Source organism: Novosphingobium sp. KA1 (assembly GCF_017309955.1).
GTDB lineage: Bacteria > Pseudomonadota > Alphaproteobacteria > Sphingomonadales > Sphingomonadaceae > Novosphingobium.
Genome location: NZ_CP021247.1, coordinates 527,490 through 554,419 on the forward strand (window position 1 = coordinate 527,490; position 26,930 = coordinate 554,419).

At 67.0% G+C, this 26,930-nt stretch carries 32 protein-coding genes; 11 read left to right on the forward strand and 21 right to left on the reverse strand.

The window, feature by feature from the left end:
• Window positions 1–117: 117 nt before the first annotated feature.
• The 5 genes from rpsO to CA833_RS02680 form a co-directional block, all read right to left on the reverse strand.
• Window positions 118–387: a 30S ribosomal protein S15 gene (gene rpsO / locus CA833_RS02660; protein WP_021232261.1), complete on the reverse strand. Its 270-nt coding sequence runs from the start codon at window positions 385–387 to the stop codon at window positions 118–120.
• 6 nt (window positions 388–393) lie between these two features.
• The gene (gene truB / locus CA833_RS02665) at window positions 394–1,317 is read right to left on the reverse strand and encodes a tRNA pseudouridine(55) synthase TruB (RefSeq protein ID WP_207079165.1); all 924 of its coding nucleotides are present in this window, start codon (window positions 1,315–1,317) and stop codon (window positions 394–396) included.
• Window positions 1,318–1,363: 46 nt separating this feature from the next.
• The gene (locus tag CA833_RS02670) at window positions 1,364–2,050 is read right to left on the reverse strand and encodes a site-2 protease family protein (protein ID WP_207079166.1); all 687 of its coding nucleotides are present in this window, start codon (window positions 2,048–2,050) and stop codon (window positions 1,364–1,366) included.
• A gap of 305 nt (window positions 2,051–2,355) precedes the next feature.
• On the reverse strand, window positions 2,356–3,276 hold the full coding sequence (locus CA833_RS02675) for a hypothetical protein (RefSeq protein WP_207079167.1): 921 nt from the start codon (window positions 3,274–3,276) through the stop codon (window positions 2,356–2,358).
• Between the two features lie 144 nt (window positions 3,277–3,420).
• Window positions 3,421–4,014 (reverse strand): thymidine kinase, encoded by a 594-nt coding sequence (locus CA833_RS02680; RefSeq protein ID WP_142637409.1) that lies wholly within the window; start codon window positions 4,012–4,014, stop codon window positions 3,421–3,423.
• A 187-nt stretch (window positions 4,015–4,201) separates the two neighbouring features.
• On the opposite strand from CA833_RS02680, the gene CA833_RS02685 reads away from it, so the two are divergent.
• A complete protein-coding gene (locus CA833_RS02685; protein WP_207079168.1) occupies window positions 4,202–5,878 on the forward strand; it encodes a DUF1963 domain-containing protein in 1,677 nt (558 codons plus the stop codon).
• A 17-nt stretch (window positions 5,879–5,895) separates the two neighbouring features.
• Here CA833_RS02685 and rbfA read toward each other — a convergent pair whose 3' ends face one another.
• Window positions 5,896–6,291: a 30S ribosome-binding factor RbfA gene (gene rbfA / locus CA833_RS02690; protein ID WP_142632391.1), complete on the reverse strand. Its 396-nt coding sequence runs from the start codon at window positions 6,289–6,291 to the stop codon at window positions 5,896–5,898.
• A gap of 122 nt (window positions 6,292–6,413) precedes the next feature.
• Here rbfA and CA833_RS02695 point away from each other — a divergent pair, with 122 nt between their 5' ends.
• Entirely contained in the window at window positions 6,414–6,767 is a 354-nt protein-coding gene (locus CA833_RS02695; RefSeq protein WP_207079169.1) for an RcnB family protein, read from the forward strand.
• A gap of 57 nt (window positions 6,768–6,824) precedes the next feature.
• Here the strand turns inward: CA833_RS02695 and CA833_RS02700 are convergent, their stop codons facing one another.
• From CA833_RS02700 to pspF, 10 genes are all read right to left on the reverse strand, one after another.
• The gene (locus CA833_RS02700; RefSeq protein ID WP_207079170.1) at window positions 6,825–7,358 is read right to left on the reverse strand and encodes a DUF1697 domain-containing protein; all 534 of its coding nucleotides are present in this window, start codon (window positions 7,356–7,358) and stop codon (window positions 6,825–6,827) included.
• 152 nt (window positions 7,359–7,510) lie between these two features.
• Window positions 7,511–10,300, reverse strand: a complete 2,790-nt coding sequence (infB, locus tag CA833_RS02705; protein ID WP_207079171.1) for a translation initiation factor IF-2 — start codon at window positions 10,298–10,300, stop codon at window positions 7,511–7,513.
• Window positions 10,301–10,323: 23 nt separating this feature from the next.
• Window positions 10,324–11,052 (reverse strand): DUF448 domain-containing protein, encoded by a 729-nt coding sequence (locus CA833_RS02710; protein WP_142632387.1) that lies wholly within the window; start codon window positions 11,050–11,052, stop codon window positions 10,324–10,326.
• Window positions 11,033–12,652, reverse strand: a complete 1,620-nt coding sequence (gene nusA, locus CA833_RS02715) for a transcription termination factor NusA (protein ID WP_142632386.1) — start codon at window positions 12,650–12,652, stop codon at window positions 11,033–11,035. Before nusA ends, CA833_RS02710 begins: the two co-directional genes overlap by 20 nt.
• A gap of 3 nt (window positions 12,653–12,655) precedes the next feature.
• Window positions 12,656–13,216 (reverse strand): ribosome maturation protein RimP, encoded by a 561-nt coding sequence (gene rimP, locus CA833_RS02720; RefSeq protein WP_142632385.1) that lies wholly within the window; start codon window positions 13,214–13,216, stop codon window positions 12,656–12,658.
• A 503-nt stretch (window positions 13,217–13,719) separates the two neighbouring features.
• Complete coding sequence (locus tag CA833_RS02725; RefSeq protein ID WP_242526234.1) at window positions 13,720–14,124, reverse strand: JAB domain-containing protein; 405 nt, start codon at window positions 14,122–14,124, stop codon at window positions 13,720–13,722.
• On the reverse strand, window positions 14,064–14,567 hold the full coding sequence (locus CA833_RS02730; protein ID WP_185928794.1) for a hypothetical protein: 504 nt from the start codon (window positions 14,565–14,567) through the stop codon (window positions 14,064–14,066). Before CA833_RS02730 ends, CA833_RS02725 begins: the two co-directional genes overlap by 61 nt.
• 20 nt (window positions 14,568–14,587) lie before the next feature.
• Window positions 14,588–14,926 carry a hypothetical protein gene (locus CA833_RS02735; protein ID WP_242526235.1) on the reverse strand — a complete coding sequence of 113 codons (339 nt, stop codon included), beginning with the start codon at window positions 14,924–14,926 and terminating at the stop codon, window positions 14,588–14,590.
• 87 nt (window positions 14,927–15,013) lie between these two features.
• Window positions 15,014–15,538, reverse strand: coding sequence for a helix-turn-helix transcriptional regulator (locus tag CA833_RS02740; protein ID WP_242526236.1), 525 nt, complete (start codon window positions 15,536–15,538; stop codon window positions 15,014–15,016).
• Window positions 15,539–15,707: 169 nt separating this feature from the next.
• Window positions 15,708–16,853, reverse strand: a complete 1,146-nt coding sequence (gene pspF, locus CA833_RS02745; RefSeq protein WP_207079172.1) for a phage shock protein operon transcriptional activator — start codon at window positions 16,851–16,853, stop codon at window positions 15,708–15,710.
• 161 nt (window positions 16,854–17,014) lie between these two features.
• On the opposite strand from pspF, the gene CA833_RS02750 reads away from it, so the two are divergent.
• From CA833_RS02750 to CA833_RS02780, 7 genes are all read left to right on the forward strand, one after another.
• A complete protein-coding gene (locus tag CA833_RS02750) occupies window positions 17,015–17,203 on the forward strand; it encodes a hypothetical protein (protein ID WP_142632383.1) in 189 nt (62 codons plus the stop codon).
• On the forward strand, window positions 17,200–18,111 hold the full coding sequence (gene pspA, locus CA833_RS02755; protein WP_142632382.1) for a phage shock protein PspA: 912 nt from the start codon (window positions 17,200–17,202) through the stop codon (window positions 18,109–18,111). The genes CA833_RS02750 and pspA overlap by 4 nt, the downstream gene beginning before the upstream one ends.
• Before the next feature lie 131 nt (window positions 18,112–18,242).
• Window positions 18,243–18,683: a PspC domain-containing protein gene (locus CA833_RS02760; RefSeq protein WP_207079173.1), complete on the forward strand. Its 441-nt coding sequence runs from the start codon at window positions 18,243–18,245 to the stop codon at window positions 18,681–18,683.
• 33 nt (window positions 18,684–18,716) lie between these two features.
• On the forward strand, window positions 18,717–19,016 hold the full coding sequence (locus CA833_RS02765; RefSeq protein ID WP_142632380.1) for a hypothetical protein: 300 nt from the start codon (window positions 18,717–18,719) through the stop codon (window positions 19,014–19,016).
• A complete protein-coding gene (locus CA833_RS02770) occupies window positions 19,013–19,303 on the forward strand; it encodes a hypothetical protein (protein WP_207079174.1) in 291 nt (96 codons plus the stop codon). The genes CA833_RS02765 and CA833_RS02770 overlap by 4 nt, the downstream gene beginning before the upstream one ends.
• Window positions 19,304–19,323: 20 nt before the next feature.
• Entirely contained in the window at window positions 19,324–19,674 is a 351-nt protein-coding gene (locus CA833_RS02775) for a hypothetical protein (protein WP_207079175.1), read from the forward strand.
• On the forward strand, window positions 19,671–19,910 hold the full coding sequence (locus CA833_RS02780) for a hypothetical protein (RefSeq protein WP_142632378.1): 240 nt from the start codon (window positions 19,671–19,673) through the stop codon (window positions 19,908–19,910). Before CA833_RS02775 ends, CA833_RS02780 begins: the two co-directional genes overlap by 4 nt.
• Before the next feature lie 52 nt (window positions 19,911–19,962).
• On the opposite strand, the gene CA833_RS02785 is transcribed toward CA833_RS02780, so the two are convergent.
• Together CA833_RS02785 and CA833_RS02790 are read right to left on the reverse strand one after the other, a co-directional pair.
• Window positions 19,963–20,922: a phosphatase PAP2 family protein gene (locus tag CA833_RS02785; RefSeq protein ID WP_207079176.1), complete on the reverse strand. Its 960-nt coding sequence runs from the start codon at window positions 20,920–20,922 to the stop codon at window positions 19,963–19,965.
• A 432-nt stretch (window positions 20,923–21,354) separates the two neighbouring features.
• Window positions 21,355–23,409, reverse strand: coding sequence for an NAD(+) synthase (locus tag CA833_RS02790; protein WP_207079177.1), 2,055 nt, complete (start codon window positions 23,407–23,409; stop codon window positions 21,355–21,357).
• Between the two features lie 78 nt (window positions 23,410–23,487).
• Here CA833_RS02790 and CA833_RS02795 point away from each other — a divergent pair, with 78 nt between their 5' ends.
• On the forward strand, window positions 23,488–23,910 hold the full coding sequence (locus CA833_RS02795; protein ID WP_142632376.1) for a SufE family protein: 423 nt from the start codon (window positions 23,488–23,490) through the stop codon (window positions 23,908–23,910).
• Window positions 23,907–24,266, forward strand: a complete 360-nt coding sequence (locus tag CA833_RS02800) for a YbaN family protein (protein WP_207079178.1) — start codon at window positions 23,907–23,909, stop codon at window positions 24,264–24,266. Before CA833_RS02795 ends, CA833_RS02800 begins: the two co-directional genes overlap by 4 nt.
• A 30-nt stretch (window positions 24,267–24,296) precedes the next feature.
• On the opposite strand, the gene CA833_RS02805 is transcribed toward CA833_RS02800, so the two are convergent.
• The 3 genes from CA833_RS02805 to CA833_RS02815 form a co-directional block, all read right to left on the reverse strand.
• Window positions 24,297–25,733 (reverse strand): L,D-transpeptidase family protein, encoded by a 1,437-nt coding sequence (locus CA833_RS02805; RefSeq protein ID WP_207079179.1) that lies wholly within the window; start codon window positions 25,731–25,733, stop codon window positions 24,297–24,299.
• Window positions 25,734–25,786: 53 nt separating this feature from the next.
• Window positions 25,787–26,056, reverse strand: coding sequence for a hypothetical protein (locus CA833_RS02810; RefSeq protein WP_142632373.1), 270 nt, complete (start codon window positions 26,054–26,056; stop codon window positions 25,787–25,789).
• A gap of 170 nt (window positions 26,057–26,226) precedes the next feature.
• Window positions 26,227–26,793, reverse strand: coding sequence for a sterol desaturase family protein (locus tag CA833_RS02815; protein WP_142632372.1), 567 nt, complete (start codon window positions 26,791–26,793; stop codon window positions 26,227–26,229).
• Between the last annotated feature and the right edge of the window lie 137 nt (window positions 26,794–26,930).

Below are 26,930 nucleotides of genomic sequence, written 5' to 3' on the forward strand. Positions count from 1 at the left end.
GGACGGACCCTTACTTTTTGTCTTGCCGCGTTTTCCGAGTCATCGGGAGATCTCACCCGATTGGAAAACGCTCCTAATGCAAGAAGCGGCCCGCTAGGGGCCGCTTCCCGTTAAGTCTTACTTACGCAGACCCAGCTTCTGGATCAGGGCGTTGTACCGCGCGACGTCCTTCTTCTTCAGGTAGTCGAGCAGCGAGCGGCGCTTGTTGACCATGGCCAGCAGACCGCGACGCGAGTGGTTGTCCTTGTGGTGAGCCTTGAAGTGCTCGGTCAGGTTGCGGATGCGCTCGGTGAGGATCGCGACCTGAACTTCCGGGCTGCCCGTGTCGCCAGCGACGCGTGCGTTGTCCGAAATGATGTCCTGCTTCTTTTCAGCGGTAACCGACATAGTACTTTACTCCGCGACATCCGATAGATTGAATCCCCTGACGACGCGGGCTTCTCCGCCCGAAAGCTCCATCAGCGCGACGGGAACGATCCCTTCTCGCGCCCAATGCAGCCCGTCTTCCTGAGACAGTCCGGTCAGAACGCGGCCCTGTCGGACCGCTCTTGCCTGCTCCGAACCAAGGTCGATGGCCGGGATGTCGTCCAGCCCCACCTCCAGTGGCAAGAGTATCTGTTCAAGCGGTGCCCCCTTGCCGATTTCGTTCAATTTGTCCAGCGAAATCGCGTGAGACAGGTCGAACGGGCCCGCCTTTACGCGGCGTAGCATGGAGACTGTTCCGCAAGTTCCAAGGGCCTGTGCGATGTCGCGTGCAAGGGACCGGATGTACGTGCCCTTGGAGACATGGGCGTGCAGGGTCGCCCCGTCCTCCGCATCGAATCGCTCGAGGTTCAATTCGAAGATCGTCACGCTGCGCGACTTCAGTTCCACTTCCTGCCCGGCGCGCGCCAGATCGTAGGCGCGCTCGCCATCGACCTTGAGCGCGGAATAGATCGGCGGCACCTGCGCGATCGGGCCGGTGAAGCGCGGCAGCACGGCTTCCACGTCCGCCTGCGCTGGCCGCACGTCGCTGGTGGCGATGACCTTGCCCTCAAGGTCCAGCGTATCCGTCTCCTCGCCGAAGCGCACGGTGAACGCGTAGATCTTGCTGGCATCGAGCATGCGCCCGGTCAGCTTGGTCGCCTCGCCCAGCGCGACGGGCAGGATACCGGTCGCCAGCGGATCGAGCGTGCCGCCATGGCCGACCTTGACCTTCTTGCCATAGCCCGCCTCGCGCAAGTTGCGCTTCACGGCGGCAACCGCCTGCGTCGAGCCGAGGCCCAGCGGCTTGTCGAGAATGATCCAGCCATGCGGCGTCTTCGGGGTTTCGCTCATGCCCTTCCCCAAGGCGAGGCTGGCGGCGATGTCAACGCCCGACGGTTCAAACCCCGGCAACCGCGCGCGCCAGCGCCTCGTAATGATCGAGCATCCACAGCACCGGTGGCAGCACCACCCGCTGCACCAGCCCGAGGTCGGGCGCCAGCCAGGGCACCACAACGATCAGCAGCACGATGATCGCAAACCCGTAAGGACGCAGCCGGGCATAGCGGCGCGCAAGACCATCGGGCAGCAGTCCCTCGACGATGTGCGAACCGTCGAAGGGCGGGATCGGCAGCAGGTTGAAGAATGCCAGGAACACGTTGATCATGACAAAGAAGCCGAGGCTCATCACCGTGAACGACAGCACCGGCCCGGTCGCGTCGCCGAACAAGCGCATCAGCAGGCCGAGCAGGATCGAACCCACCGCAGCGAGCACGAGATTGCTGAGCGGCCCGGCGGCGGCCACCACCATCATGCCCCGGCGCGGATTGCGCAGACGCCAGGCGTTGACCGGCACCGGCTTTGCCCAGCCCAGCACCGGCGCGCCCGTCAGCGCCAGGAAGCCCGGTAGGATGAGCGTACCGAACGGATCGACATGACGCAGCGGGTTGAGCGACAGCCGCCGCTGCTCCCGCGCGGTCGGGTCGCCCAGCGCCAGCGCGGTCCAGCCATGCGCGACCTCGTGAAAGACGATTGCGATGATGAGGGGAACAATGAGCGCCGCGGCTTGCAGCAGGGTGTTTTCCATGCCGTCGATCTAGGAAGCGTACCGCGCTATCGCAATGACCTAGGTCGTAAACTCATAAACGGCACCATCGAGGCGCCCAAATGGCGAACAGCTCGGGCCGAAGTTGCCGCCGGGCGGGCTGGATGCCCGTCCAAGGCCGCTTCGGTTCGAGATGGAAGCCATTTGGGCGCCCCTTCGGGGTTTGCCCAAAATGGCCCAGCGCCGCGCCGGGAAGTCTTGAAATATCGACATATTCCAGCGCCTTCCCTCCTGCCGCTGAGCCATTTTGCCTCAAACCTCGATGGTGCCGTTTATGGGTTTACGACCTAAAGCGGATAGCCCAGTTCTTCCAGTGGCAGGTCGCGCAGGTCCATCAGGCGGCGGTTGCTCTCGGGATAGTGCGCGGCGATGCGGGCCTGCATGCGCGGCGAAAGCCGCGCGGGGCGATTGTTGATCACCGGCACCCGGCCGGCCAGCCACTTGGCACCGTGGCGCAAGGCCTGGCTGCCCGGCAGGTCGATGACATAGTGCTTGTTCACCACCGACTGGCGCGAGAACAGGTTGACCCCGCGCACCATAGCCAGCCCCACCGCCCCCAGCGATCGGTTCGCGCGCGAGCCCTCCGGCGGCAGGCTCTCGATCGCGAGGCCGAGGTCCCGCTGCATCCGCTCGATCAGCACATCGCGCTCGCGCAGCCATTCATAGGGATAGACGTGGACGTGATCGCGCCCGAACAGGGCATCGTAATGGGCGATCAGCCGGTCATATTCGAAATGCTCGAATTCGAAGGCCGGCGCCTTCCACGGACGGGTCAGCGCGCCGCGCACCTTGCGCGCGGTCTCGAAATAACGGTGCGAGCCCCAGGTGCCGCCGCCCGAGACGTACTGCGCATAGCTCGCCCGGCAGATGTCGAACTGGTTGCGGATGAAGATGACGATATGCGCGTCAGGCAGCACCGCCTTGATCCGCCGCGCCACTTCCGGGGCGAGGAAACCGTGCAGCCCGCCATTGTGGAGATAGCCCGAGAGGTTCTCCTCGCTCAGCAGAACCGGGCGGTTGCGGCCATGCAACGAGAGCACCTCGCTTGCCTGTTCGGGGCAGAAATGCATGCCGCAAGGCTTGAGGAAGGCATCCTGAACGGTCTGCCGGGGCACATAGTCATGGCTTACAGCGTTCGGGAACAGCTGTTTCTGCAGCCAGGTCGTGGCTGTCTTGTGATACCCCAGATGAACTATCGCACTCTGCATTTCGGCCCGTCTGCACCCGTTGTCGCACTGCCAACGAGGGGACGGTGTAAAAGTTGCCTGCGAATTTCGCATAGTTTGCGGCGAAATGACAGCCCCGCGCGCCGCCGGGATGGGGGCCGGGATGCGGGGCTGGCATGCCCGCCGTCAGAACCCCAGCGATTCCCCGAAGTGCCGGCGGCACAGCGCCACGTAGCGGTCGTTGCCGCCGATCTCGGTCTGCTGGCCTTCCCGCACCGCCGCGCCCGAGGCATCGACACGCAGGTTCATCGTCGCCTTGCGGCCGCAGTGGCACACCGCCTTCAGTTCGATCAGCGCGTCGGCAATGCCCAGCAGGACCGCCGATCCCGGGAACAGCTGCCCGCGAAAATCGGTGCGCAGTCCGTAGCACAGCACCGGAATGTTGGTCCGGTCGGCCAGACGCGCGCATTGCCAGACCTGCTCGGGCGTGAGGAACTGCGCCTCGTCGATCAGCACGCAGGCAAGCGGTTCCACCGCGTGGACCGCCCCGACGCGCGCCGCCAGATCGGTATCGGGCGAAAAGCGATGCGCCGCCGTATGCAGGCCGATACGGCTCTCGATCGCGTGATCGTCGCCCCCCTCGCCGCTGCCCCGGTCGTCGTGCGCGGCAGTCCACAGCATCGTGCGCATGCCGCGTTCGTGGTAGTTGAAATTCGCCTGGAGCAAGGTCGCCGACTTCCCGGCATTCATGCTGGCATAATAGAAATAGAGCTTGGCCATCGCAGCTGGGGATAACATGCCGGTTTGCCCCGCGCACGGGCACGATCCGCGATTGTCCCCGCTTGAATGGACGGGACCAAGGTTATCTAATGGGTCCGGGCGGCACGCGGGTGCCGGGAAACCGGCAGCCCCCGCGCGTGCATCGCCGGCTGGGGACCCGGGCGCGTGGCCGGGAGTGGAGGTGGTCATGAGACGATGGATCGCCGTCTTTGCGGTCTTGGCACTGGCCGTGCTGGTTGCGGCCTATATCGCCCTGTTCCCGCTTGCACCGCAAGGCGGCGCGCTTGCCCCGCTGCTGTCCAGGCTTGACGATACCGCCGCCAACCTCGTCGTCCGTTCGGGGCGCGAGCTGGCAGTGCTCACGCCGCTGGCGCTGGGGATCATCCTCGCCCTGCTGCTCGCCGCCAGCGCCCGCCGCGCCGGCCTGGCCGCTGCCAGGGGCGGACGGCGGCGCATGCCGGGAGGCCGCAAGGGCAATCGCCCCGACCCCGATGCCGTCTGGCGCCCCGAACCGGAACCCGTCGAGGCGGAGATGGACCATGTCCCCGGCCTTGAGCGCCGCGCCGCCAGCGATGGGGAAGCCGGGAACGGCACCGGCGCCCCGGTCGCCGCCGCTCGCGCCCCGGCGGCACCGCCGCTGATGCCCGAGCTTGACGACGAACCTGGCCCGAATGCTGGCCCGGACGACTCCCTGCCGCCGATCCCCGGCGCAATCGTGCTGGCCCGCAAACCGCGCGAGCGCACCACCAGCGAGCAGGCCTGGTTCGACGAGACCAGCTGGCTCGGCGGCCTGCCCCGTCTCGGCACGGCCGCCTGGCCCGCGGACGAACGCGGCCCGCTGCCCTTCGCGGCCCAGCTGGACCTCGCCGCGATCGCCGCCGCCTGCCCCGACAGCCCTTTGCCCCGGTCCGGTTCGCTCGCCTTTTTCCTCGGCTCCGGCGCCGTCGTCGAAGTGCCCGGCGCGCCGGAACTCTTCACCGAGCCGCCTCCCGGCCTGCCCCCCGCCTTCGACGAGGGCGGACACCCCCTGCCCGCCCATGCCGGTCCGCTATCGCGCGCATTTTTCCCGTTCTGGCCGGTGGAACCGCTCCTTGCGGACCGGCCCGAGCACGAGGCCCCACGCAGCGAAGGCTTCACCGCAACGGAGCCCGCAGAGCACCTCTGGTGGCACGGCGCCGTGCACCTGGCCGATTGTCTGCACATGGCCTACCACGGCGCAGCCCATGTCGTCGCCACCGAGCGGGAGCGGGGAACCCTCGCAGGCGCGCGGCTGGCCCGGCTCGAACAGGATCCGACCACCAGCATCGAGGACCTCGACGAGGCTGGCGAGGCCCTTGCCGCCTGCGAACGGCAATTGCCCGCGATCCAGGCCGAACAGGCCAGTCTGGCACAGGTGGTGACGGCGATGGACGGTTTTGTCGCCGACCGCGATCCGTGGACGGCGCTCAGTGCCGAGGAAGTCGCGGTGCTGGGCGAACTGCTTGCCCATGTACAGCGCGACTGCCCCGCCCTCGTCCGCTTCTACGTGCCCGAAACGCTGGGAGAACTCACCAGCTTGTCGCTGCGCGCGATGATGACCGGCGATGCGCAGGCCTTCGCGCAGGTGCCCGAGGCCGAGCTGGCGCGGATCAACAAGCAGCACCGCCTTGCCATCGGCCGTCAGCACCAGCTTTTCGGCATCGGGGCGCCGCGTCCGCGGCACGCACAGGCGCCGGGCGGCGAGGTGCTGCTGCTCCAGCTCGGATGCGACGACATGATGGAATGGAACTGGGCCCACCAGGGCCTGTTCCAGTTCCGCCTTTCCGCCGGGGACATCGCCCAGCGGCGCTGGGACCGGGTGACGCTGACCTTCCTGCCGGAATAACGGCTCCGCGCGGAGGATTACTCTTCGTCGAGGTCGCGCTTCACGCGCGGATCGCTCAGCAGCGCGTCGATGCGGCTGGCCTCGTCGAACGTCTCGTCGGCCCGGAAACGGATCTTGGCGGCGAACCGCAGCTTGAGACGCTGGGCAACCTCGCGCTGGAAAAACGCGGTGTTGGTGCGCAGGGCCTTGAGCACCGCTTCCTCGTCCTCACCCAGCAGCGGCTTCACATAGACCGTCGCGATCCTGAGATCCGGGCTCATCCGCACTTCGGTGACCGAGACCGAATGCCCGCTCAGCGTGGCGTCGTGGACCTGCTGGCGGGTGAGGATTTCCGAAATGACGTGGCGCACCTGCTCGCCAACCTTGAGAAGGCGGACGGACTGCTGCTCGGGCGTGATCTGCTGGCGGGACATGACGACCTCCATGTGGGCGTAATGCGACAATTTGCAACAAATGATTACGGCTCCATTCGCCGTTCCTGTGGTTAAGGCCTGCAAGAGACACATTCCCCCCACCCGTTCAAGGAGCCGAACCCATGCGTAAATTCACCGCAGCCCTGCTCGCCGCCGCGATCGTCGTGCCCAGCCTGGCAGCCCCGGCGATGGCGCAGCCCGGCAAGCCCAACCAAGCTCATTCGAATCAGGGTCATTCGAATCAGGGTCACGCGACCCCGGCCAAGAAGCCGAGCCAGACCCCGCACCGCTTCAAGAAGGGCGAGAAGTTCGACCGCAGCCGCGCATCGCACTACCAGACGGTCGACTACCGCAAGTATCGCAACGTGAAGGCGCCGCCGAAGGGTTACCACTACGTGCGTTCGGGCAATGACCTGCTGCTCGTGGGCATCACCAGCGGCCTGGTTGCCGCCGTGACCATGAACATGTTCCACTGATCCTTCAGCGGACCTGAAAACCGAAAAGGGCGGCACCTGCAAAGGCGCCGCCCTTTTTCACATCTTGGCGTCGATCCGCGCCAGCGAGCGGACATTGCGCGCGGTGGCCCGGCAGCCGAGGCGATTGCCGACAAATTCCATCGTCAGCAGGCTTTCCGCCGGCGGACAGGCATAATCGATGAACAGGCAGCGCGTGCCGAGCGCCAGACGCTCGCCGCCCAGCGTGCCATGATCGGCCTGCAACCGCTCGAACTGCGCTTGCGTCGGTTGCCCCGACAGCAGCACGGTGTGCACGAAGCTGTCACCGCTCTCCCCGGCGAACGGATTCTCTTCCACTGCCGCGCGAATTTCCGCGCGGGTCCGCACCGCGACAAACGCCTTGAGGTCGAACCGGTCGCGCATCAGATAGGCCAGCAGGTCCTCCAGCCCTTCGCTCGGCCGCTCCTCGTACTCGAACAGGACATTGCCGCTGGAGATCACCGTCTCGGCATTCTCCAGTTCCTCACGCTCGAAGGCATACCTGAGGTCCGCCATCGACAGGCGGTCGCCGCGAACGGTCAGGCTCTCGAAAAAGGCGCAGTAGCGGGTCATCGCAGTATCATCAGTCCTATTGGCAGCAGCATCGCCGCCCCGAGACAGCCGCGAAGGCGCGGCAAACGAAGGCGGCCACCGCCGGGCTTGTCGCCCGACGATGGCCGCTGCTGTCCTTTCGACCGGCGCCCGCGCGAAACGGGCACCGTCTATCAGCCGACGGTACGCTCGCGGTGGCTGACTTCGAAGACTTCGAGGTGGTCGCCCGCCTTGATGTCGTTCGTGTCGGCCAGCACGACACCGCATTCGAGCCCGGCGCGCACTTCGTCCACGTCGTCCTTGAACCGGCGCAGCGAGGAGATGGTCGTGGCCGAAACGATGACGTCGTTGCGGGTAAGACGCGCGCTGAGACCCTTGCGGATGTAGCCCTCGACCACCAGCAGACCGGCGGCCTTGTCGCGCTTGCCGGCCGGGAAGACCTGCTTGACCTCGGCGCGGCCGACGACGGTTTCGATCCGCTCGGGGCCCCAGATGCCGGCCATCTGCTTGGCGACTTCGGCGGTCAGTTCGTAGATGATGTCGTAGTACATCATCGGCGTCTTGGTCTTCGCGATCAGTTCGCGCGCCTTGGCGTTCGGACGGACATTGAAGCCGACGATCGGTGCACCCGAGGCCGAAGCCAGAGCCACGTCGGTTTCGGTGATTGCACCGACGCCCGACTGCAGGATGCGAACCTTGATCTCGTCGTTCGACAGGTTGTTGAGCGCGGCGCTGATCGCCTCGACCGAACCCTGGACGTCGCCCTTGATCACCACCGGATACTCGATGACATTCTGCTTGGCGGCCAGCGCCGAGAACATCGTGTCGATGTTGGCGGGTGCGGTTGCCGTGCGCTTGGCGGTCGCCTGTTCCTGACGGTAGGACGAAACCTCGCGGGCACGCTGCTCGCTCTCGACGACGGTCAGCTTGTCACCGGCCATCGGCACGCCGCCGATACCCAGCACTTCCACCGGCATCGAAGGCGGTGCGGCCTTCACCTGGCGGCCCTTGTCGTCGAGCATGGCGCGCACGCGGCCGCTCTCGGTCCCGACGACGAGGATGTCGCCGACCTTGAGGGTACCACGGTTGACCAGCACGGTCGCCAGCGGGCCCTTGCCCTTGTCGAGCTTGGCTTCGATCACGGTCGCCTCGGCCTCGCGGTCGGGGTTGGCCTTGAGCTCCATGAGTTCGGCCTGGAGCAGGATCTTCTCGATCAGCTCGTCGAGACCGGCACCGGTCTTGGCCGAGACTTCGACGTCCTGGACCTCGCCCGACATCGCCTCGACGACGACCTCGTGCTCGAGCAGACGCTCGCGGACGCGCTGGGCGTTGGCTTCGTGCTTGTCGATCTTGTTGATCGCCACGATCATCGGCACGCCGGCGGCCTTGGTGTGATTGATGGCCTCGATCGTCTGCGGCATGATGCCGTCGTCGGCCGCGACCACCAGGATCACGATGTCGGTCACGTTGGCGCCGCGCATACGCATCTGCGTGAAGGCGGCGTGGCCCGGGGTATCAAGGAAGGTGACGAGATCGCCGCCCTTGGTCTTGATCTGGTAGGCACCCATGTGCTGCGTGATGCCGCCGGCTTCGCCCTTCACCACGTCGGTGCCGCGCAGGGCATCGAGCAGCGAGGTCTTGCCGTGGTCGACGTGGCCCATGATGGCAACGACGGGCGGACGCGACTTCAGGGTTTCGGGTGCATCGACGTCCACCGAGGTGTCGATGTCGACGTCGCTGTCCGAAACGCGCTGGATGTTGTGGCCGAATTCGGTGACGAGCAGTTCGGCGGTATCCTGGTCGATCGTCTGGTTGACGGTGACCATCATGCCCATCTTGAACATCGCCTTCACGAGGTCGGCGCCCTTCTCGGCCATGCGGTTCGCCAGTTCCTGGACGGTGATCGCCTCGGGGACGATCACGTCGCGGACCTGCTTCTCGCGCTGCTGCGACTGGCCGCCGAAGTGGGCACGGCGTTCCTTCTCGCGGGCGCGCTTGAGCGCCGCCAGCGAACGGGCGCGGGCGCCCTCGTCATCGTTGAGCGCGCGGTTGACCGTAAGCTTGCCGGACTGGCGGCGATCGCCACCCTTGCGGTCACGCTCGGGCGTGCTGCGCGGCGGCGGAGCACTGGTCTTCTTGACGCCGGCCGGGCCCTTGGGCGCGCTGCCGGAGCTGCTCGAACCGGTGGCATTGCCGCCGGCGTTGCCAGCCGCAGTGCCGCCGGTGTTGCCACCCGCATTGTTACCGGCACTGGCGGCAGGCGCTTCCGGACGGCGCACCGGCTCGGGGCGCTGCACCGGGGTGAAGCGGCGCGGCGCAGGAGCCGGAGCGGCGGCCTGCACGGGTGCCTTGGCGACCGGAGCGGGCGCGGCCACCGGGGCGGCAGGCGCCGCGGCAGCGGGCGTCTCAGCCGGAGCGGCCGGAGCCTCGGGCGCGGCCACCGGCTGTTCGGCCGGAGCAGCCGCTTCGGCGCTGGCTGCGGCTTCGGCCGCTTCGCGGGCCTTGACGGCTTCTTCCTCGGCGCGGCGATTGGCTTCGGCGCGCTGCTTCTCTTCCTCGATCGCGCGCAGCTTCTGTTCCTGCTCGCGGCGGGTGGTTTCCTCCAGCACGGCAAGGCGGGCTTCTTCGGCCTCGCGCTGCAGGCGGGCGACACGTTCCTGCGGGGTTTCACCGGGGATGAAGGTCGGCTTGCGGGGCGCAGGCTGCGGAGCCGGGCGCGCGGGCGCAGCGGCCTGCGGCGCGGGAGCCGCCTGCGGTGCGGGTGCAGGTGCAGCCTGCGGAGCCGGGGCAGCCTCGGCACCGCCCTCGCCGGGCTTGCCGATCACGCGCTTCTTCTTCACCTCGACCACCACCTTGTTGGTACGGCCGTGGCTGAAGGTCTGCTTGACCTCACCCGCTTCCACTGAGCGCTTAAGCCCAAGCGGCTTGCGGCCCAGGGTCGGTTTGTTGTCGGTCTCGCTCATATCTCTCGTCTTGCCCTTCGGTCTCAATTCGTCGTCGCGGATGCGGCAGCCTGTGCCGGATCCGTGCCACTAGCCATATCGCCCCCGGCCGCATCGGCGCGGGGTTGCCCCTGGAAATGCAGTAGGCGCTGCAATTGCGCCGCGACTCGGGAAGCCGAGCCGCGATCGTTGAGCGCCAGGTGAACGACGTTGTCGCGGCCCAATGCCACAGACAGCGTCTCCCGGTCCAGTGGCAAGCGTGTGCCCTTGAGACCGCTTCCTTCCGCCTCGCTCCCGACTCTCCAGGCCTGGTCGAGCTTTCGCGAGCCGTCTTCGCTCGCATCGGCGGCATGGGCAAGCCACGTGACCCGGCCCTCACGCGCGTTCTGCGCAATGCGGTCCGAGCCCATGAGCAACTTGCCCGACTTCAGTTCGAGCCCCAGCCGATCGGTCAGCGCGCGAATCAGCGCCTGTTCGATCCTGTCCGCCAGGTCTTCGGGAATGGTGAGTTGTGCACCCTTATAGGCGCGCGCCATCGCCCCCTTTAGTTTGCCCTTCGCAAGGGCAATTTCAAGGGTCTCGCGTGAAACGCCGATCCACGCGCCGCGCCCGGGGGCACGCGCGTGGACGTCGGGGAGGACCAGACCGTCCGGCGAAATCGCCAGACGGATCAGGTCTTCACGCGCACCGGTCTCGCCGGAGAGAATGCATTTCCTCTCCGGACCGGTGCCATCGATGTCGGAGCTTACGCGCTCATTGCGAGGATTCCGCATCGGCGGCCTCCTCGGTTGCCGGTTCGTCTTCGAACCAGTGGGCACGGGCAGCCATGATGATCTCGTTGCCCTGTTCTTCGGTCAGGCCGTACTCGCCAAGCGCGCCGCCCTTGTCCTCGTCACGCGCACGCTTGTTCACCGTGCCGTCGCGGCGACGCTGCTCGGTGCGCTTCTTGGCGATCAGCTCGTCGGTGGCGAGGTCGGCCAGATCGTCGAGCGTCTTGATGCCGGCCTTGCCGAGCGTGACCAGCATCGCTTCGGTGAGGTGCGGCAGTTCGGCGAGGCCGTCCTCGACGCCGAGTGCACGGCGTTCCTGGCGGCTTGCCTCTTCGCGGCGCTCGAGCGCTTCGTGGGCGCGGCTCTGGAGTTCCTCGGCCAGTTCCTCGTCGAAGCCCTCGATGTTGGCGAGTTCGCCGACTTCGATATAGGCGACTTCTTCCAGCTCGCTGAAGCCTTCGGCGACCAGCAGCTGCGAGAGCGTCTCGTCGACGTCCAGCTCTTCCTCGAACATCTTCGAGCGCTCGGTGAATTCCTTCTGGCGCTTCTCCGAGGCTTCCGCCTCGGTCATGATGTCGATCTGCGAACCGGTCAGCTGCGAGGCAAGACGCACGTTCTGGCCGCGGCGGCCGATCGCCAGCGACAGCTGGTCATCGGGCACGACGACTTCGATGCGGCTCTCTTCCTCGTCGATGACGACGCGGCTGACCGTGGCCGGCTGGAGGCCGTTGACCACGAACGTCGCGGTGTCCTCGCTCCAGGGGATGATGTCGATCTTTTCGCCCTGCAGTTCCTGCACGACGGCCTGGACGCGGCTGCCCTTCATGCCGACGCAGGCGCCGACCGGGTCGATCGAATGGTCGTTGCTGATCACGCCGATCTTGGCGCGCGAGCCCGGATCGCGGGCCGCGGCCTTGATCTCGATGATGCCGTCGTAGATTTCGGGCACTTCCTGCGCGAAAAGCTTCTTCATGAAGTCCGGGTGAGCGCGCGACAGGAAGATCTGCGGACCGCGGTTCTGGCGCTCGACACGCAGGACCAGCGCACGGACACGCTCGCCGACGCGGGCGGCTTCGCGGGGGATCTGCTGGTCGCGGCGGATCACGCCCTCGGCGCGGCCGAGGTTGACGATCACGTGGCCGAATTCGACCGACTTGATCACGCCGGTGATCACTTCGCCGACGCGGTCCTTGAATTCCTCGTACTGGCGGTCACGCTCGGCATCGCGGACCTTCTGGAAGATCACCTGCTTGGCCGACTGCGCGTCGATGCGGCCGAGGTCCACCGGGGGCAGCGGATCGACGATGAAGTCGCCGAGCTGCGCGCCCTTCTGGAGCTTTTCGGCCTGCTTGAGGTCAACCTGCTTGAAGTAGTCCTCGACATGCTCGACCACTTCGACGACGCGCCACAGGCGCAAGTCGCCGGTGCGCGGATCGAGCTTTGCGCGAATGTCGTTCTCGGCGCCGTAACGGTTACGGGCCGACTTCTGGATCGCTTCTTCCATCGCCTCGATGACGATCGACTTGTCGATCATCTTCTCCGACGCGACCGAGTTCGCGATTGCAAGCAGCTCGGCGCGGTTGGCGGAAATCGCACTGGCCATGGCTTAGTCTTCCTGTTCCTCGACGATCTCGTCGGCCCCGCTGACGTCCAGCGGGCGGGTTGCGGCGATCAGCTTGTCGGTGAGGACGAGCCTTGCGGAATGAATGATGTCCAGCCCGAACGTGACCCGGCCGGACTTCTTGTCGTCGACCGTGACCTGGTCGCCGTCGATGCCGACGAGTTCGCCGGTCAGTCCCTTGCGGTTGCCGTCGACCGGCGCGGTCAGGTTCACCTTGACCTCGTGACCGGCCCAGTTGGCATAGTCCTTCGGGCGGGTCAGCGGACGGTCGATGCCCGGCGAGCTGACTTCGAGACGGTAGGCTTCCTCGATCAGCACGTCGCCGGCTTCTTCAAGCGCGTCCATGCGATCGGAAATGCGGTGCGAGAGCTTCACGCAATCCTCGATCACCAGCTGGCCCGTTGCCGGGTTCTCCGCCATGATCTGCAGCGCGATCTCGTCGTCGCCCACTTCGCTCTTGCCGAACACACGCACGCGCACGAGATCGAAGCCGAGGGCGGTAACCTCCGGTTCGATGACTTCAATAAGGCGTGCGATGTCGGCCAAGCCGTATTCTCCGAATCGATTCGTTGCTGTGAAACCGGCCACCGGGGCAACGCAGTTTCGCGCCGGCCCCTTCCGGCGCCAGCCCGAACCTTGTTTCACCAATGTCGGGATGAGGCGCAGATAAGCGCATTACCGGAAAAACGCAAGAGCGAGAGTCGCAGCCGCGGCGATGCGGGCACAAGGGCACACGAACCGCCGTAAACGGCACCGACCCGCCGCCTTGGCGACCTCCCGTCAGGACACACGCCGGGAAGTCAGCCGGTTCCTCCACCTTGGCGAAAAGACCCGAGGGTCGCGTTCGGGCTCGCCAGGAGAGCGACGGATCGGTGCCGCCAACCCGCCACCAGGGTGGCGAGCGCACCTCACAGGACAATGCAGGCCGGGCGGGATCGTGTGTGGGGGTGGGGCCCACCCGGCCTGCGTCCGGCGACGGAGGGAGGTGTCGCCGAACCACGTCATTCTTCTTGCCGGCGCGGGCATGATTGCCCCGCGCCCCGCAGGCGCTACCCCGCGCCTGCCAACAGACCTGCCTGGCGCATGCTGGCAACGCTGCGCCCGCCGATCACGAGATGGTCGAACAGATCAAGGTCCACCGCCCGGCATACCGCGGCGATCTGGCGCGTGGCGACGACATCGGCCCGGCTCGGCCGATGACTGCCGGAGGGATGGTTGTGCGCCAGCACGATGCCCGCCGCGTCACAGGCCAGCGCCCGCTGGACCAGCATCCGGTAGCTGCTGCCGATCGAGGCGACGCCGCCGGCGACGCACACCGCCTCGCCGATCAGCCGCCCGGCGTGGTCGAACGGCAACTCCACCAGCACTTCCCGGCCAAGCCGGCCAAGCCGGACTACCAGCGTTTCGAGTAACCGGCTCGAGAGCGGACGGATCCGGCAGTATCCCGGGACCAAGTCTGCCAGGAACGATCGCTGCCATCCCGCCGCATCCGGCGCATATGCATCAGCGTCCCCGCCAGCAGCACCGCAAGCGCCAGCCCCGTCGGCGTACTGCGCATCACGGCATAGACCACCGGCGGGATGCCGATGTCCGCCCACCGTGCGAAATGCGCGCTGAGGCTCAGCAATTGCAGCGAAGTTGCCCATAACGGCCAGATCCTCATCGCGTGAAGCGCCAGCATGCCGAAACCGATGGTCCCCACCAGGTCCGTCAGGAGCGACAGGGGGTCCACGGTCCGGAAGCCGCTGGGAAGGAAGATCTCGGCGGTAGCCTCGAACCCGACCATCGCAAGGATGACCACGGCGCCCCAGCGTTCGGGAGCCCCACCCTTCCACAGCGCCAATGCCAGCGAAACGACCAGGAGCAGGAAAAAAACCAATTGTTCCGAATTGATCACACCAGCCCCTTCGCCATCGATCAGGCGGCGGTTGCCACCACCGCGCCGATCTCTTCCGCAGTCATCTCCGCGAGACGCGCTTCATCGGGGCAGCGGATCGGAATGTCCATGGTTTCCGCGATCTTCGAGAGGTCGCGGTGCGCGCGCACCAGTTCGAGACGGGCATCCATCAGGCTCTGCTGCAGCCGGGCAACGCGCGCCATCGGCTGCTGACCAAGCCGGGCCGCCTCCTCGGTGACGATACGCGCCCGGGCGATCTCGGCAAAAAGCTCGCTCGACTTGGCGAGCAGTTCGTCCATGTCGTTCTCGACCGAGCGAATGGTGCGTGCGATGCGCATGCCTGCGATTTCCGGTGTCATGCCTCTAACCCCTATCTGCGCCGTGGCGCCGGTTCCCGTGACGGAGGCATCGGCGGCGGCCAGGCACGAGGGTAAGGGCAGACGCCGCTAGATCAGCCGCCCCAGGACATCGGCGATCGACAGCGTTGCCGCCAGCGTCACCGCCATCATCAGGGCCAGCACGATTACCGCGACGATGCGCCCGGCCCGGCCGAACTTCGCATCGAAAGCCTCCAGACCCGCCAGTTCGATCGTCGGGGCTCCGTACCAGTCCGGATGCCGCTCCATCGGGCGGGCATCGGAGAGAACGAAGACCGGATCGACCGGCAAGTCCTGATCCGCTTCATCCGGCAGCGCGGGGCCGGCGTCGACACGGGAAAAATCACATAGGGGTTTGCCACATAGCTCGACCAGCTGGGCATAGAGGCGCGCGGTATCCTTGCGGTTGACCGTCCCCCACTTGTCGCGCACGGCGCCGATCCGCTGATCCACGGTGTTGGGCGCGATCGCCAGTTCACGGGCGATTTCCTTGGTGGTGCGGTGCATGACCAGCAGGTCCAGCACCTCGACCTGCTTGTCGGTGAGGCTGCCCAGCATGGCCTTGCCTTCCGCAATGTCGGTCACGTCGTCCACACTGCCCTCAATCGGTGCATCCCAGGGTCCATGCCTGCCGGGGTACTATACCAGAACACCACCCTATACGGGCAGTCCCTTAAAGAAAATATCTTCAGGAAATCAGTCGCCGGATGCCCGGCTTTCCCAAGTCCACCCTGAAAAACCCCATACGGGTTCACCGGGCCCCTTAAACCGATTCGGGGTCCGAAAGCGAATCCCGCCGTCCCGCGGCCGAAGACGGCGCCACAATCGTATCGGCGGAAAGGCGATGCCGCTTGATCGCATGGCGCAACTGGTCGTAACTCAATCCCAGCGCCGCCGCCGCCCGCCGCTGGTTCCAGCGATGCCCCTCCAGCGCCTCGACCAGCAGCGCCCGCTCGTAAGCCTCGACCGCCCCGCGCAAGTCGCGCCCGGCACGGGGCGGACCTGCCGAAACCGGCGCAGATGCCGCCGCAGGCGAAACAGACACATCGGCGAGCGGCGATACGCGCACTGGAACTGGAACAGCCCCCTGCCCTGGCACCGGCCCCGGCACCGGCACTGGCACCGGCTCGGCCCGCCAGGGGTAATCGAACGGGTCGAAGACGATTCGCGCGATCGGCTCCTCCTCCAGCCCCCAGCGGTAGACCGCCCGCTCCACCACATTGCGCAGTTCACGCACGTTGCCGGGCCAGCGATGCGCCTCCAGCGCCGCCATCGCCTCGGCCGCGAAGCCCGGCCAGCGATCCCACTCCAGCTCGCTGGCCATGCGGCGGCCATAGTAGTCGGCCAGTTCGAACACGTCCCCCTCGCGCGCGCGCAGCGGCGGCAGGTTGATGACCTCGAAGCTGAGCCGGTCGAGCAGGTCGGCGCGGAAGGTGCCTTCCTCCACCATGCGCGGCAGGTCGGCATTGGTGGCACCGACGATGCGCACATCGACCTGCACCGGCCGCGAGGCGCCGATCCGCGCGACCTCGCCATATTCGATGGCGCGCAGCAGTCGCTCCTGCGCCGCCATCGACAGGGTGCCGAGTTCGTCGAGGAACAGGGTGCCGCGATCGGCCTCCTCGAAGCGCCCTGCCCGCGCCCGCACCGCGCCGGTGAAGGCCCCCGCCTCGTGCCCGAACAGTTCCGCCTCGATCAGCGTCTCGGGCAGCGCCGCGCAGTTGAGCGTGACCAGCGGCTCCCCCCAGCGCGGCGAGAGGTGGTGGAGGCGCTGGGCGATCAGTTCCTTGCCGGTCCCCCGCTCGCCGATCACCAGCACCGGACGGCGCACGGCCGCGGCACGGCTCGCCCGCTCGACCGCGTCGAGGAAGGCAGAGGACTGGCCAATGAACTGGACTTCGCGCTCCATTCCCAAATGTTAGCAAAATTTCCCATTCATTGGCAATTCATATTTCCGCCCTCGCCAAGACAAGACACTGAAATCACGCAATTCCGCCATTTCCGCAATTTGGCACACCCCTTGCGAAGCATGGGACAATCTCACCTGATCCCAATCGAAGGACCGATGCCATGCCGTTCCATGAAGCTCCCGCAGCCAGCCGTGACGCCGCCCGCGCCCCGGCGCGCAGCAAGCTCGACTGGGCGATCCTCATCAGCATCCTGGCCATGGGTTCGCTCAACCTCGTGGCCATGAGCGACCAGTTCGCCACCAAGGCCCATGCGGCGGCCCCGGTGTGCATGGGGAGCCACCTGCAATGAGCAGGCTCGACGCGGAGATCGAAATTCTCCAGACTTCGGGGCAAGCCGCCGGCAGCGCCCGGGACGGCCGCGCCCGCCCTTTCGATCCGAGCCAGCTCGGTTTCGAGAGCCGGACGCGGACACGCGGCAACCACGGAACCACGGACTTCAAGGCTTCGGGCATCCATAATTCGGGCTTCGGCACCAAAGGAACAACCACGATGGGTATCTTCTCCCGCACCCGCGACATCATCGCCGCCAACTTCAACGACATGCTCGACAAGGCCGAAGACCCGGCCAAGATGATCCGCCTGATCATCCTCGAGATGGAAGAGACGCTGGTCGAGGTGCGCACCAGCAGCGCGCGGACCATCGCCGACCAGAAGGAACTGCGCCGCCACGTCGGCAAGCTCGACCGGCTCCAGGCCGACTGGGGCGACAAGGCCCAGCTCGCGCTCAGCAAGGACCGCGAGGATCTTGCCCGCGCCGCCCTGCTCGAACGCAAGAAGGCCGCCGACATGGCCGAGCAGCTCAATGCCGAGATCCTCGTGCTCGACGATGCCCTGCGCGCCTACGAGGCCGACATCGAGAAGCTGCAGAGCCGCCTGCGCGAAGCCCGCAGCCGCCAGTCCTCGATCGCCGCGCGCTTGCAGAGCGCCGAGAATCGCGTCAAACTGCGCACCTTGCTGTCGAGCGAGCGCGTGGACGAGGCGCTGGTGCGTTTCGAACAGCTCGAACGCCGTGTCGACTATGCGGAAGGCCGTGCCGAGGCGATGAGCCTGGCCGACAAGCGCCAGCCGACGCTCGCCGAAGAGATCGCCGCACTCGCCGATGGCGACACGATCGACGCCGAACTGGCCGAGATGAAGCGCGCGATGGGCACGCCTGCCGCCAGCGCTCCTGCCAAGCCGGACGGCGATCCGTTCTGATCCTGCCGGCGCGCGCCTGGCCTCCCGGCATGCGCGCGCCGCCCGGCCCCCTCAAGCAGGGGTGTGACCGGGCCAGTAACCGGGAGCCGAGGCCCTTTGCCTCCCAGCGTTTCAGGGGAAGGAAACCAGCAGTGTCACGCGGACAATTCTATCTCGACAAGTCGAACGGCAAGATCAAGGGCGTCTGCGCGGGGATCGCCGACTATACCGGGATCGACGCCTTGTGGGTGCGCCTTGCGGCAGTCCTGCTGACGTGTTTCGGCCTCGCGGGCTTCACCATCTTTGCCTACATCATGATCGCCTGGCTGGCGGACGACAAGCCGATGTACCTCTATTCCGAAGAGGAGGAGGACCGCCTGCTGCGCCGCATGGAACAGCGCCGGGTGCGCCGCAGCCGCGGCCTTGATCGGGGCCTCGGCCTTGGCGGTTTCGCCATGACCCGCGAAAGCGCCCGCTCTGGCCGCCTGCGCTCGGACATCTCGGACATCGACCGCCGCGTCGCCGAGATGGAGGAACACTACAAGACCAGCAGCACCTCGCGCCTCGCCGCCGAAATCGACAGCCTGCGCTGATCCGCCCCCTGACGGCAAGAGAGATACAGGACCATGGACAACCACACGATCGCGCTGCTCATTCCGCTGGCGCCGTTCATCATCGGCGGTTTCGCGATCTGGACCCGCCACCAGCGCAAGATGGCGGAACTGCAGGTCGAGGCGACCGCCGAAAAGGCCGCGCAATACGCCTCGAACGCCCGCGAACTGGAAGAGCGCGTGCGCGTGCTCGAACGCATCGTCACCGATGGCGGCTACAACACCGCGCTCCAGATCGAGGCCCTTCGCGACACACGGATGGGCGATCAGCGCGCCGCGGATACCGGCACGACGGAAAAGGAAACCCGCCAGTGAGCTTCGGGGACTTCATGGGCCTGGCCGCCGTCATGGGCGCGATGATCGCCATCGCCGCGATCCTTGCCGGGGTCTACAAGCGCCGCCTCGCCTTCCTGGAGCGCAAGCTGGAACTGACCGCCGGCATCACCGCCCGGAACGCTGCCGAAAAGGCCGCGCAATACGCCACCCACAATGCCGAAATCGAGAGCCGCCTGCGCGCCCTCGAAACCATCGTCACCGATGGCGCCTGGGACACCGCGCGCCAGATCGAAACGCTGCGCGACCACGAACCGCGCGCGAACTGACCACAGGGGAATTTTCAAACATGGCACTCGATTTTGTCGTGATCGAAGCGCTCGCGCCCGTCATCATCTCGGCGACCGCGGTGGCGACGCTGGGCTGGGTGGTCAACAACTGGCTGCGCATGCGCAATGGCTATCCGCTGGAAAATTCCTGGGGCAAGTCGGTCTATCCCAGGGACAACAACGAGGCCCAGGCCCGCGTGCAACTGCTCACCCAGGAGAATGCCCAGCTGCGCGCCGAAGTGGGTTCGATCAAGGACCGCCTCGCCAGCGTCGAGCGGATTGTCACCGACCAGGGTTATGATGTAGCCCGCCAGATCGAAGGCCTGCGGGAAGCCCGACTTGAGGCCCGTCAAGAGGTTACCAAGCAATGAGCTTCTGGACTGCCGTTGTCGTCATGTTCGCCATCGCCAGCGGCGTCTGGCTGCGGGCCCAGAAGCTGCGCGGCGAGAAGCCGGGCTTCGGCGGCGAAGACCATGGCCAGCGCGAACACGAACTCGAAGCCGAAGTCGAAAACCTGCGCAAGCGCATCGCCGTGCTCGAACGCATCGCCACCGATGACAAGCGCGGCTCCGACCTCGCCCGCCAGATCGAGGCGCTCCGGGATTGAGGCGCTCCGGGATTGAGGAAAGTCCGCCCGCAAGCGCATTTCCAAACGCCTCTCAGGCCGCGAGAAGCCCCGCTTCTCGCGCGCCGCTCCGCCGCAGCATGGCCCGGTAGGCGGTAACCAGCGAGAGCGAGACCCCCGCCACCGCCGCGCCGATGATCATGTCGATCAGGTAATGCGTGCCCTCCACCGGGGTCGACAGCAGCATGCCCGCGTTGAGCGTGACGATCGGCCAGCGCAGCCCGGCGATCCGCCAGCCCGCCGCGATATAGAGCACCGCCGCCGCGGTGTGGAAACTCGGCGCCGAGACGATCCCGCGCAAGTGGGCGATGTCGACCTGCGTCACGCTGTGCGCCCGCAAGCCCGGGATCAGCCCCTGCTGCCACAGTTCGCTCTCGGGCATATAGGGGATCTCCCCGTGCCACAGGTAGGAGAACGGGCCGACCGCCGGCATCAGGCTGAACACGCCCAGCGTGATCACCGCCGCCAGCCAGAAGGCGGCGAGAAACTCGTAGGCCCGGCCCTGCCGTCCGGTCCAGGCCGCATGGGCCAGCAGCACTGCCGGGGTGAAATAGATGCTGCGATAGGCGGCAGTGCCCAGCAGTTGCAGCACGGGATGCGCGGCGACGCGCCGGTAGCACTCCAGCCAGTCGAACCCGAGCGCCAGGTCGATGCGCTGCAAGGCCGCATCGGCATAGCCATGCGTGAGCGCCGCCACCGGATAGCTTGCCGTCGCCCCCATCAGCGAGATCAGCGCGAAAAGCGCCGCATACTCGCTGAAGCGCGCGACCGGCACGGCGTGGCGCCAGTCGCTGCGCGGCAAGCCGAACCGCAGCGCCATGAGGGCCAGGCCCGCCGCGTAGAACGGCAGGTTGTCACCGCGCCACGGATCGATGTGCAACGCCGCGCGGCGCATCAGCAGCGACAGCACGCAGAGACTGACCAGCAGCGCGACCAGCAAATGCCGCCGCAGACGCGGCCCGCTCTTGCGCAATGCCGCCAGGGCAGTGGCCATTGCGGCTGCCTGTGCATCGTGCGCAGCGGCCACGGGACTATCTTGCAGGCGCCAGGACGGCGGCGTCGGGATCATCGAATCGAATCCAGGAGGGTATGAGGGCGTGCTGCCGGGCTCCCGGCGATCCGCCCGATAGGCTTAAGCGCGGGTGAACTGAATAGCGCCAGCCCGCCATCGCGCAGAATTTTGCGAGGTGTGCCTGTCCACCGACGCCTGAAAGTCAGTTTGAAAAACGCCCGAAAGGGCATTTTGAGGGCGGCACCGACCCGCTTCCCCGCGCGACCACCCACAGGATACTGCCGATGGGCGGCCGGATGGGGTCGGGCTGGCGCCGCGAAATTCCAAACAGTCTCCTAGACCATTTTCCGGCCAGGCGGGATCACCCGATGAATCGGAAAATACGACAAACCCAAAGCCTGGAACGGCGCCCGCTCAGCGCAGCGGCACCCGCGTTTCCAGTTCGGCCAGCCACACCGCCGCGCTGGCGTCGGAGGGTGCGCGCCAGTCACCGCGCGGGCTCAGCGCGCCGCCGGAGGACACCTTCGGCCCGTTGGGCACCGCCGAGCGCTTGAACTGGCTGAAGGCGAAGAAGCGCCGAAGGAACTTCTCCAGCCAGGAACGGATCGCGGCGAGGTCATACTCGTTCTTGCGATCTTCCGGGAAACCCGCCGGCCAGGTACCCAAGGCGGTATCGTGCCAGGCATGGAGCGCCAGGAACGCCACTTTCGACGGCTTCTGCCCGAAGCGCATGACGTGGTGGAGGAAGAAGTCGTTGAGTTCGTAAGGCCCGATCTTCGCCTCGGTGCTCTGGATCGCGCCGTCGGCGCCAGCCGGCACGAGTTCGGGCGAGATCTCGGTGCCGAGGATGGCGAGCAGCACTTCTTCGGTTTCCGCGCCGAACTGGCCGGTCGTCGCGCACCAGCGGATCAGGTACTGGATCAGCGTCTTGGGCACGCCCGCATTGACCGTGTAGTGGCTCATCTGGTCGCCGACGCCGTATGTGCACCAGCCAAGCGCCAGCTCGGACAAGTCGCCGGTGCCGATCACGAAGCCGTCGTGCTGGTTGGCCAGGCGGAACAGGTAATCGGTGCGCAGGCCCGCCTGCACGTTCTCGAAGGTCACGTCATAGACGGGCTCTCCGTTCGAGAAGGCATGGCCGATGTCCTGCAGCATCGTCGTCGCCGCAGGGCGGATGTCGATCTCCTCGGCGGTGATGCCGACAGCGTTCATCAGCGTCCAGGCGTTGGACTTGGTGCCGTCGCTGGTGGCGAAACCGGGCATCGTGTAGCCGCGAATGAAGCTGCGCGGCAGGCCCAGCCGGTCGCAGGCGCGGGCGGCGACGATCAGCGCGTGGGTCGAATCGAGCCCGCCCGAGATGCCGATCACCATCGACTTCGCGCCCGTGGCCTCGATCCGGCGCATCAGGCCGTCCACCTGGATGTTGAACGCCTCGTAGCAGTCGGCATCGAGCTTGTCGGCGCGCGAGGGCACGAAGGGGAAGCGCGAGACCGGACGGATCAACCCGATGTCGCCGCCCGCCGGGGCATGGCGGAAGCGCACGGTGCGGAACGTCTCGTCGGGATTGCCCGCCACTTCGGCCGCGTCGTTGAACGTGGGCACGCGCATCCGGTCCATGACGATGCGGTCCACATCGACGTCGGCGATGCACAGTTCCGCCTCCAGCGAGAAGCGCTCGCTCTCCGCCAGCAGGTCGCCCAGTTCGTAGACGATGCCCTGCCCGTCCCAGGCAAGGTCGGTCGTGCTCTCGCCGTGTCCGGCGGCGGAATAGATGTAGGCCGCCGTGGCGCGGGCGGACTGCGAGCGGCAGAGCAAGTGTCGTTCGTCCGACTTGCCGATGACGATGTTGGAGGCCGAGAGGTTGCACAGGATCGTCGCCCCGGCGAGCGCGCCGTGCGAGCTGGGCGGGGTGGCCGCCCAGATATCCTCGCAGATCTCGATGAAGAAGCGGAAGTTGGGCAGCACGTCGGAGGCGAAGACCAGATCGACGCCGAAGGGCACCTCCTGCCCGTTCACGCGGATGGTCTGGCCCTTCAGCGTCTTGCCGCTGGCAAACCAGCGCTTCTCGTAGAACTCGCGGTAGTTGGGCAGGTAGGACTTGGGCACCACGCCCAGCAGCCGCCCATGCGCGATGGCGAGCGCGCAGTTGTAGAGCCTCCCCTTGTGCGGCAGCGCCGCGCCGACCAGCAGCACGGGCGAGAGATCGGCGCTGGCGTGGACGATTTCCGCCACGGCCGCTTCCACCGCCTCGATCATCGCCGCCTGCAAGTGCAGGTCGTCGATCGCGTAGGACGAGAGGCACAGTTCGGGGAAGACCAAGAGGTCCACATGCGCCTCATGCGCGCGCTGCGCCTCTGCCAGCACGGCGTCGCGGTTGAAGGCGACATCGGCGGTGCGGACCTTGGGCGTGGAAGTGGCGACGCGCACGAAGCCGTGTTCGTGCATGGAGAAAAAGGGATGTGCACTCATGGGCAATTCCCTGACAGGAACGGAAGCCAGAGGCAACTTCCCCTTGCCCTCCCCCGCGCCGCGCTTAAATGGCAGGTCATGCGCAGCCTCGACGACATCCGCGAAGAATACGAGTTTTCCGAAGGCGATGAACGCTATCGCCTCCTGATCGGCCTCGGTTCCGAACTCGATCCCATGCCCGACGCCCTGAAGACCGACGCCACCAAAGTGCGCGGCTGCTCGGCCAGCGTCTGGGTCTATCCGATGGCGCAGGACGACGGCACGCTGCACTTCCTGGCGGACAGCAACGCCGCGATCACCAAGGGCATCGTCTCGCTGGTGATCTCCGCCGTGCAGGACCGTCCCGCCGCCGAAGTGGCCGCGACCGACATCGCCGCCGCGCTCGAACCGTTCGACCTCAGGAACCAGCTCTCCTCCAACCGCACCCAGGGCGTGCCCAACATGATCGCGCTGATCCGCGAGACCGCGGCGCGCTATGCGCAAGGTGCAGGCACCGCATGAGGCACGTCAGCCGCCACGCATGGATGGCGGCGGGGCTGTTCTTCGTGGCGCTGGGCACGATCGGCATCTTCCTGCCGGTCATGCCGACGGTGGTGTTCTACCTGCTGGCCGCCTGGTGCTTCGGCAAGAGCCACCCGGAATGGGCGGAACGGCTCTACAGTCATCCCACCCACGGCCATCACTTGCGCGCATGGCGCGACCGGCGCGCCATCAGCCGCAAGGGCAAGGTCTCGGCGCTGCTGGCCATGAGCGCCTCGCTCCCGTTCACATGGTTCACTCTGGGCTGGCCATGGGTACTGATCCCGGCGGGCGTATTGGCCGTGGTCGGCCCGTGGATCTGGACGCGGGCGGAGTAGCGGGTTGCAGGCCGGGGCCGGGGCCGAAAGTCAGCGCGCCGCCACCTGCCGGGGCCGGGCGTCGCGGCCATAGACATCGTCCAGCAGCACTACCCCGTCCCTGGAGGCCCCGTTTTTTCTGGCACCCTCCACCGAGGCCCCGGCCGTCAGGTAGGTGAGATAGACCGGCACCGGCACCGGCAAGGCCACCTGCTGCTCCGGCGCGCTGCCGGGGGCGGGAAGCCGGTAGGCCGCCCCCATCAGCCACCGTCCCAGTTCGTCGGCATTGCCGAGCCGGACGCAGCCGTTGGAGAAGTGGCGGTTTTCCTTCAGCAGCAAGTCGCGGTTGGGGGTATCGTGGAGGTAGATGCCCTCCCCGTTCGGGAACACGAACTTGACCTTGCCCATCGCATTGGCCGGGCCCGGCAATTCGCGCACGCGCAAGTCCCGCTTGCCCGCCGCCACCGCGCGCCAGTCGATCGTGGCGGGATCGATGCGCCGGGGATTGTCGCCCCAGTCCGACAAGGCCTCCATGCGCATCGAGGCCAGCGTGCGCCCGGCCAGCACCTTGCGGGCGATGCTGTCGCGGGTGAGGTAATCGGGCACGTTCCAGTAGGGATTAAACACCGCCCAGCCGACGTAGCCCGCCAGCATCGGCGTCTGCGTCCGGCCCGCGCCCACCACCACTTTCATCGATCCGGCCAGCCTGCCGTCCTGATAGTACCAGAGGCGCGCGCTGGCCGCGTCGACGACGATATGGCGCACCGAGGAGGGCGGCAGCACCCGCGCCCGCTCGATGTTGAGGCGGATGACCGCGACCACCTCCTCGCTCTCGCCCCGCGCCAGCGCGGTGCGCAGCAGATCGCGCAGGCGCAGGTAATGGGGGCTCATCCAGGCCATGGTCTGCAGATGGGCGGCAAGGTCCTGCGCCGTCGCCGCGCGCAGCACCGCCTCGTCGTCCAGCCTGGGCGGTTCGAGCCCCGGCCCCACAAACGTCATGCCGACATCGCGCGTCTCGCGCATCTCGTGGACATAACGCACAAAGACGCGCGACAGCGCCAGTTCGGCGCGGGCCTGCGCGCGCGGATCGCCGCCCTGCGCGGCAGCCAAGGCGCCGCGCAGGGCCTCGGGATCGTAACGGCCGGGCCTGAGCCCATCGAGATCGGCCTCGCCAAGCTCCTCCAGCAGGAGCGCGGCAGGCCTGCCGCTCTGCCCGTTCTCCAGCCAGAGCGGACGATACCCGCGCGCCGCGTAGAACCGGCCGAGCTTTCCGCCCGCCTCGGCCCGGATCGCCGCCTGGAGGGCAAGCTCCCCTGCGGCCCCCGGCGCGCCGGAAGCGGCGTCCGGAGGCGCACCGGAGAGCTTGCCGGCAGGCGTGCCGGGCGCCGCCGCGCCCGCCGATGCCAGCGCCGATACACTGGGCAGCGGCGTTGCGGCGAAAACCAGCGCAGCCGCGCCGGCGCCAAGGAGAAGCGGACGGCAGGTCATCGCAAGGTCGTCGCAAGGTCGTCGCAGTGGGCGAACACCCGCGAGGGCGTCCCTCAGCCGCGCTCGCCCCGACTGCCGGACGGCGGCGGCACGCAAGTCGGGTGGTAGACACCGTCGGACGTGTAGTAGCCGTCGACCATGCCGTCGCCGTCCCGATCGGCCGCCATCGTTCCGGGGATCGCCCCCGGCGGCAGCGGCGGCCTTGCCGGCGGCGGCGGAGCAGGCGCGGGAATCGCGTCCCCACTCGACGAGCAGCCGCCCATTGCCAGGCTTCCCGCCATCAGGCCGCCGGCCACCAGCACTTTCAGGATGTCCTTTCTCATGGGGCAACACTCCCAAAGACACGTGCCGGGAAAGGAACGGCTGGGGATCACACGCCTAAGCGTTCCGGTGGCACGGAAAAATACGTACTCCCGATGCAAAGTGGCCTATATGGACGGTTGAAGCATGTGCGGCAAAGCGTGCATTAGGAGCGACGAACGGAAACGCCCGATCAGGGCTCTCCGGCCTCCTCGAATCCGCGGCCGGCGTCGCTGTCCACCGCCTCGCGCAGCACCGCGATGCCGGACAGCCGCTGCCGGCGCAAGTCCCGCCGCAAGGCCGCCGGATCGCGCGCGACCAGGAAACCGAAGCTCACCCCGCCCTCCTTGCCAAGCGTCGCATGGTGCAAGCGGTGCGCCTGCACGAGTCGCCGCGCATAGCCGCGGCGCGGCACCCATTTGAAATAGCGCTGGTGCACCAGTCCGTCGTGGATCAGGCTATAGATGACGCCGTAGATCAGCACGCCGATGCCCATCCACGTCCCCGGCGCCCAGGCCCGCGCGCCCAGGATCATCGGCGAACCCAGCACGAACAGGGCGATGCTGATCCCCGCACCGAACAGGGCATAGAGGTCGTTCTTCTCCAGCACGCCCGTGTGCGGCTCATGATGGTCGCGGTGCCAGGCCCAGCCGAAGCCGTGCATCACATACTTGTGGCTGGCCCAGGCGATCCCTTCCATCGCGGCCACCGTGGCCAGGACAACAAGAACCGGAAGCAGCAAGGCGGGAATGGAGGACATGCGGCCAGCCTAGCGCCGCCCCCCCGGTTTGTCAGGAACCGATTGCCCTTTCGCCGCGACTTTGCCCGGCCAGCCCCTGCCGGTCGCAGGACAAGGCAGGTCGCAGGACAAAAAAAAAGGCCGGTCCGTGAGGACCA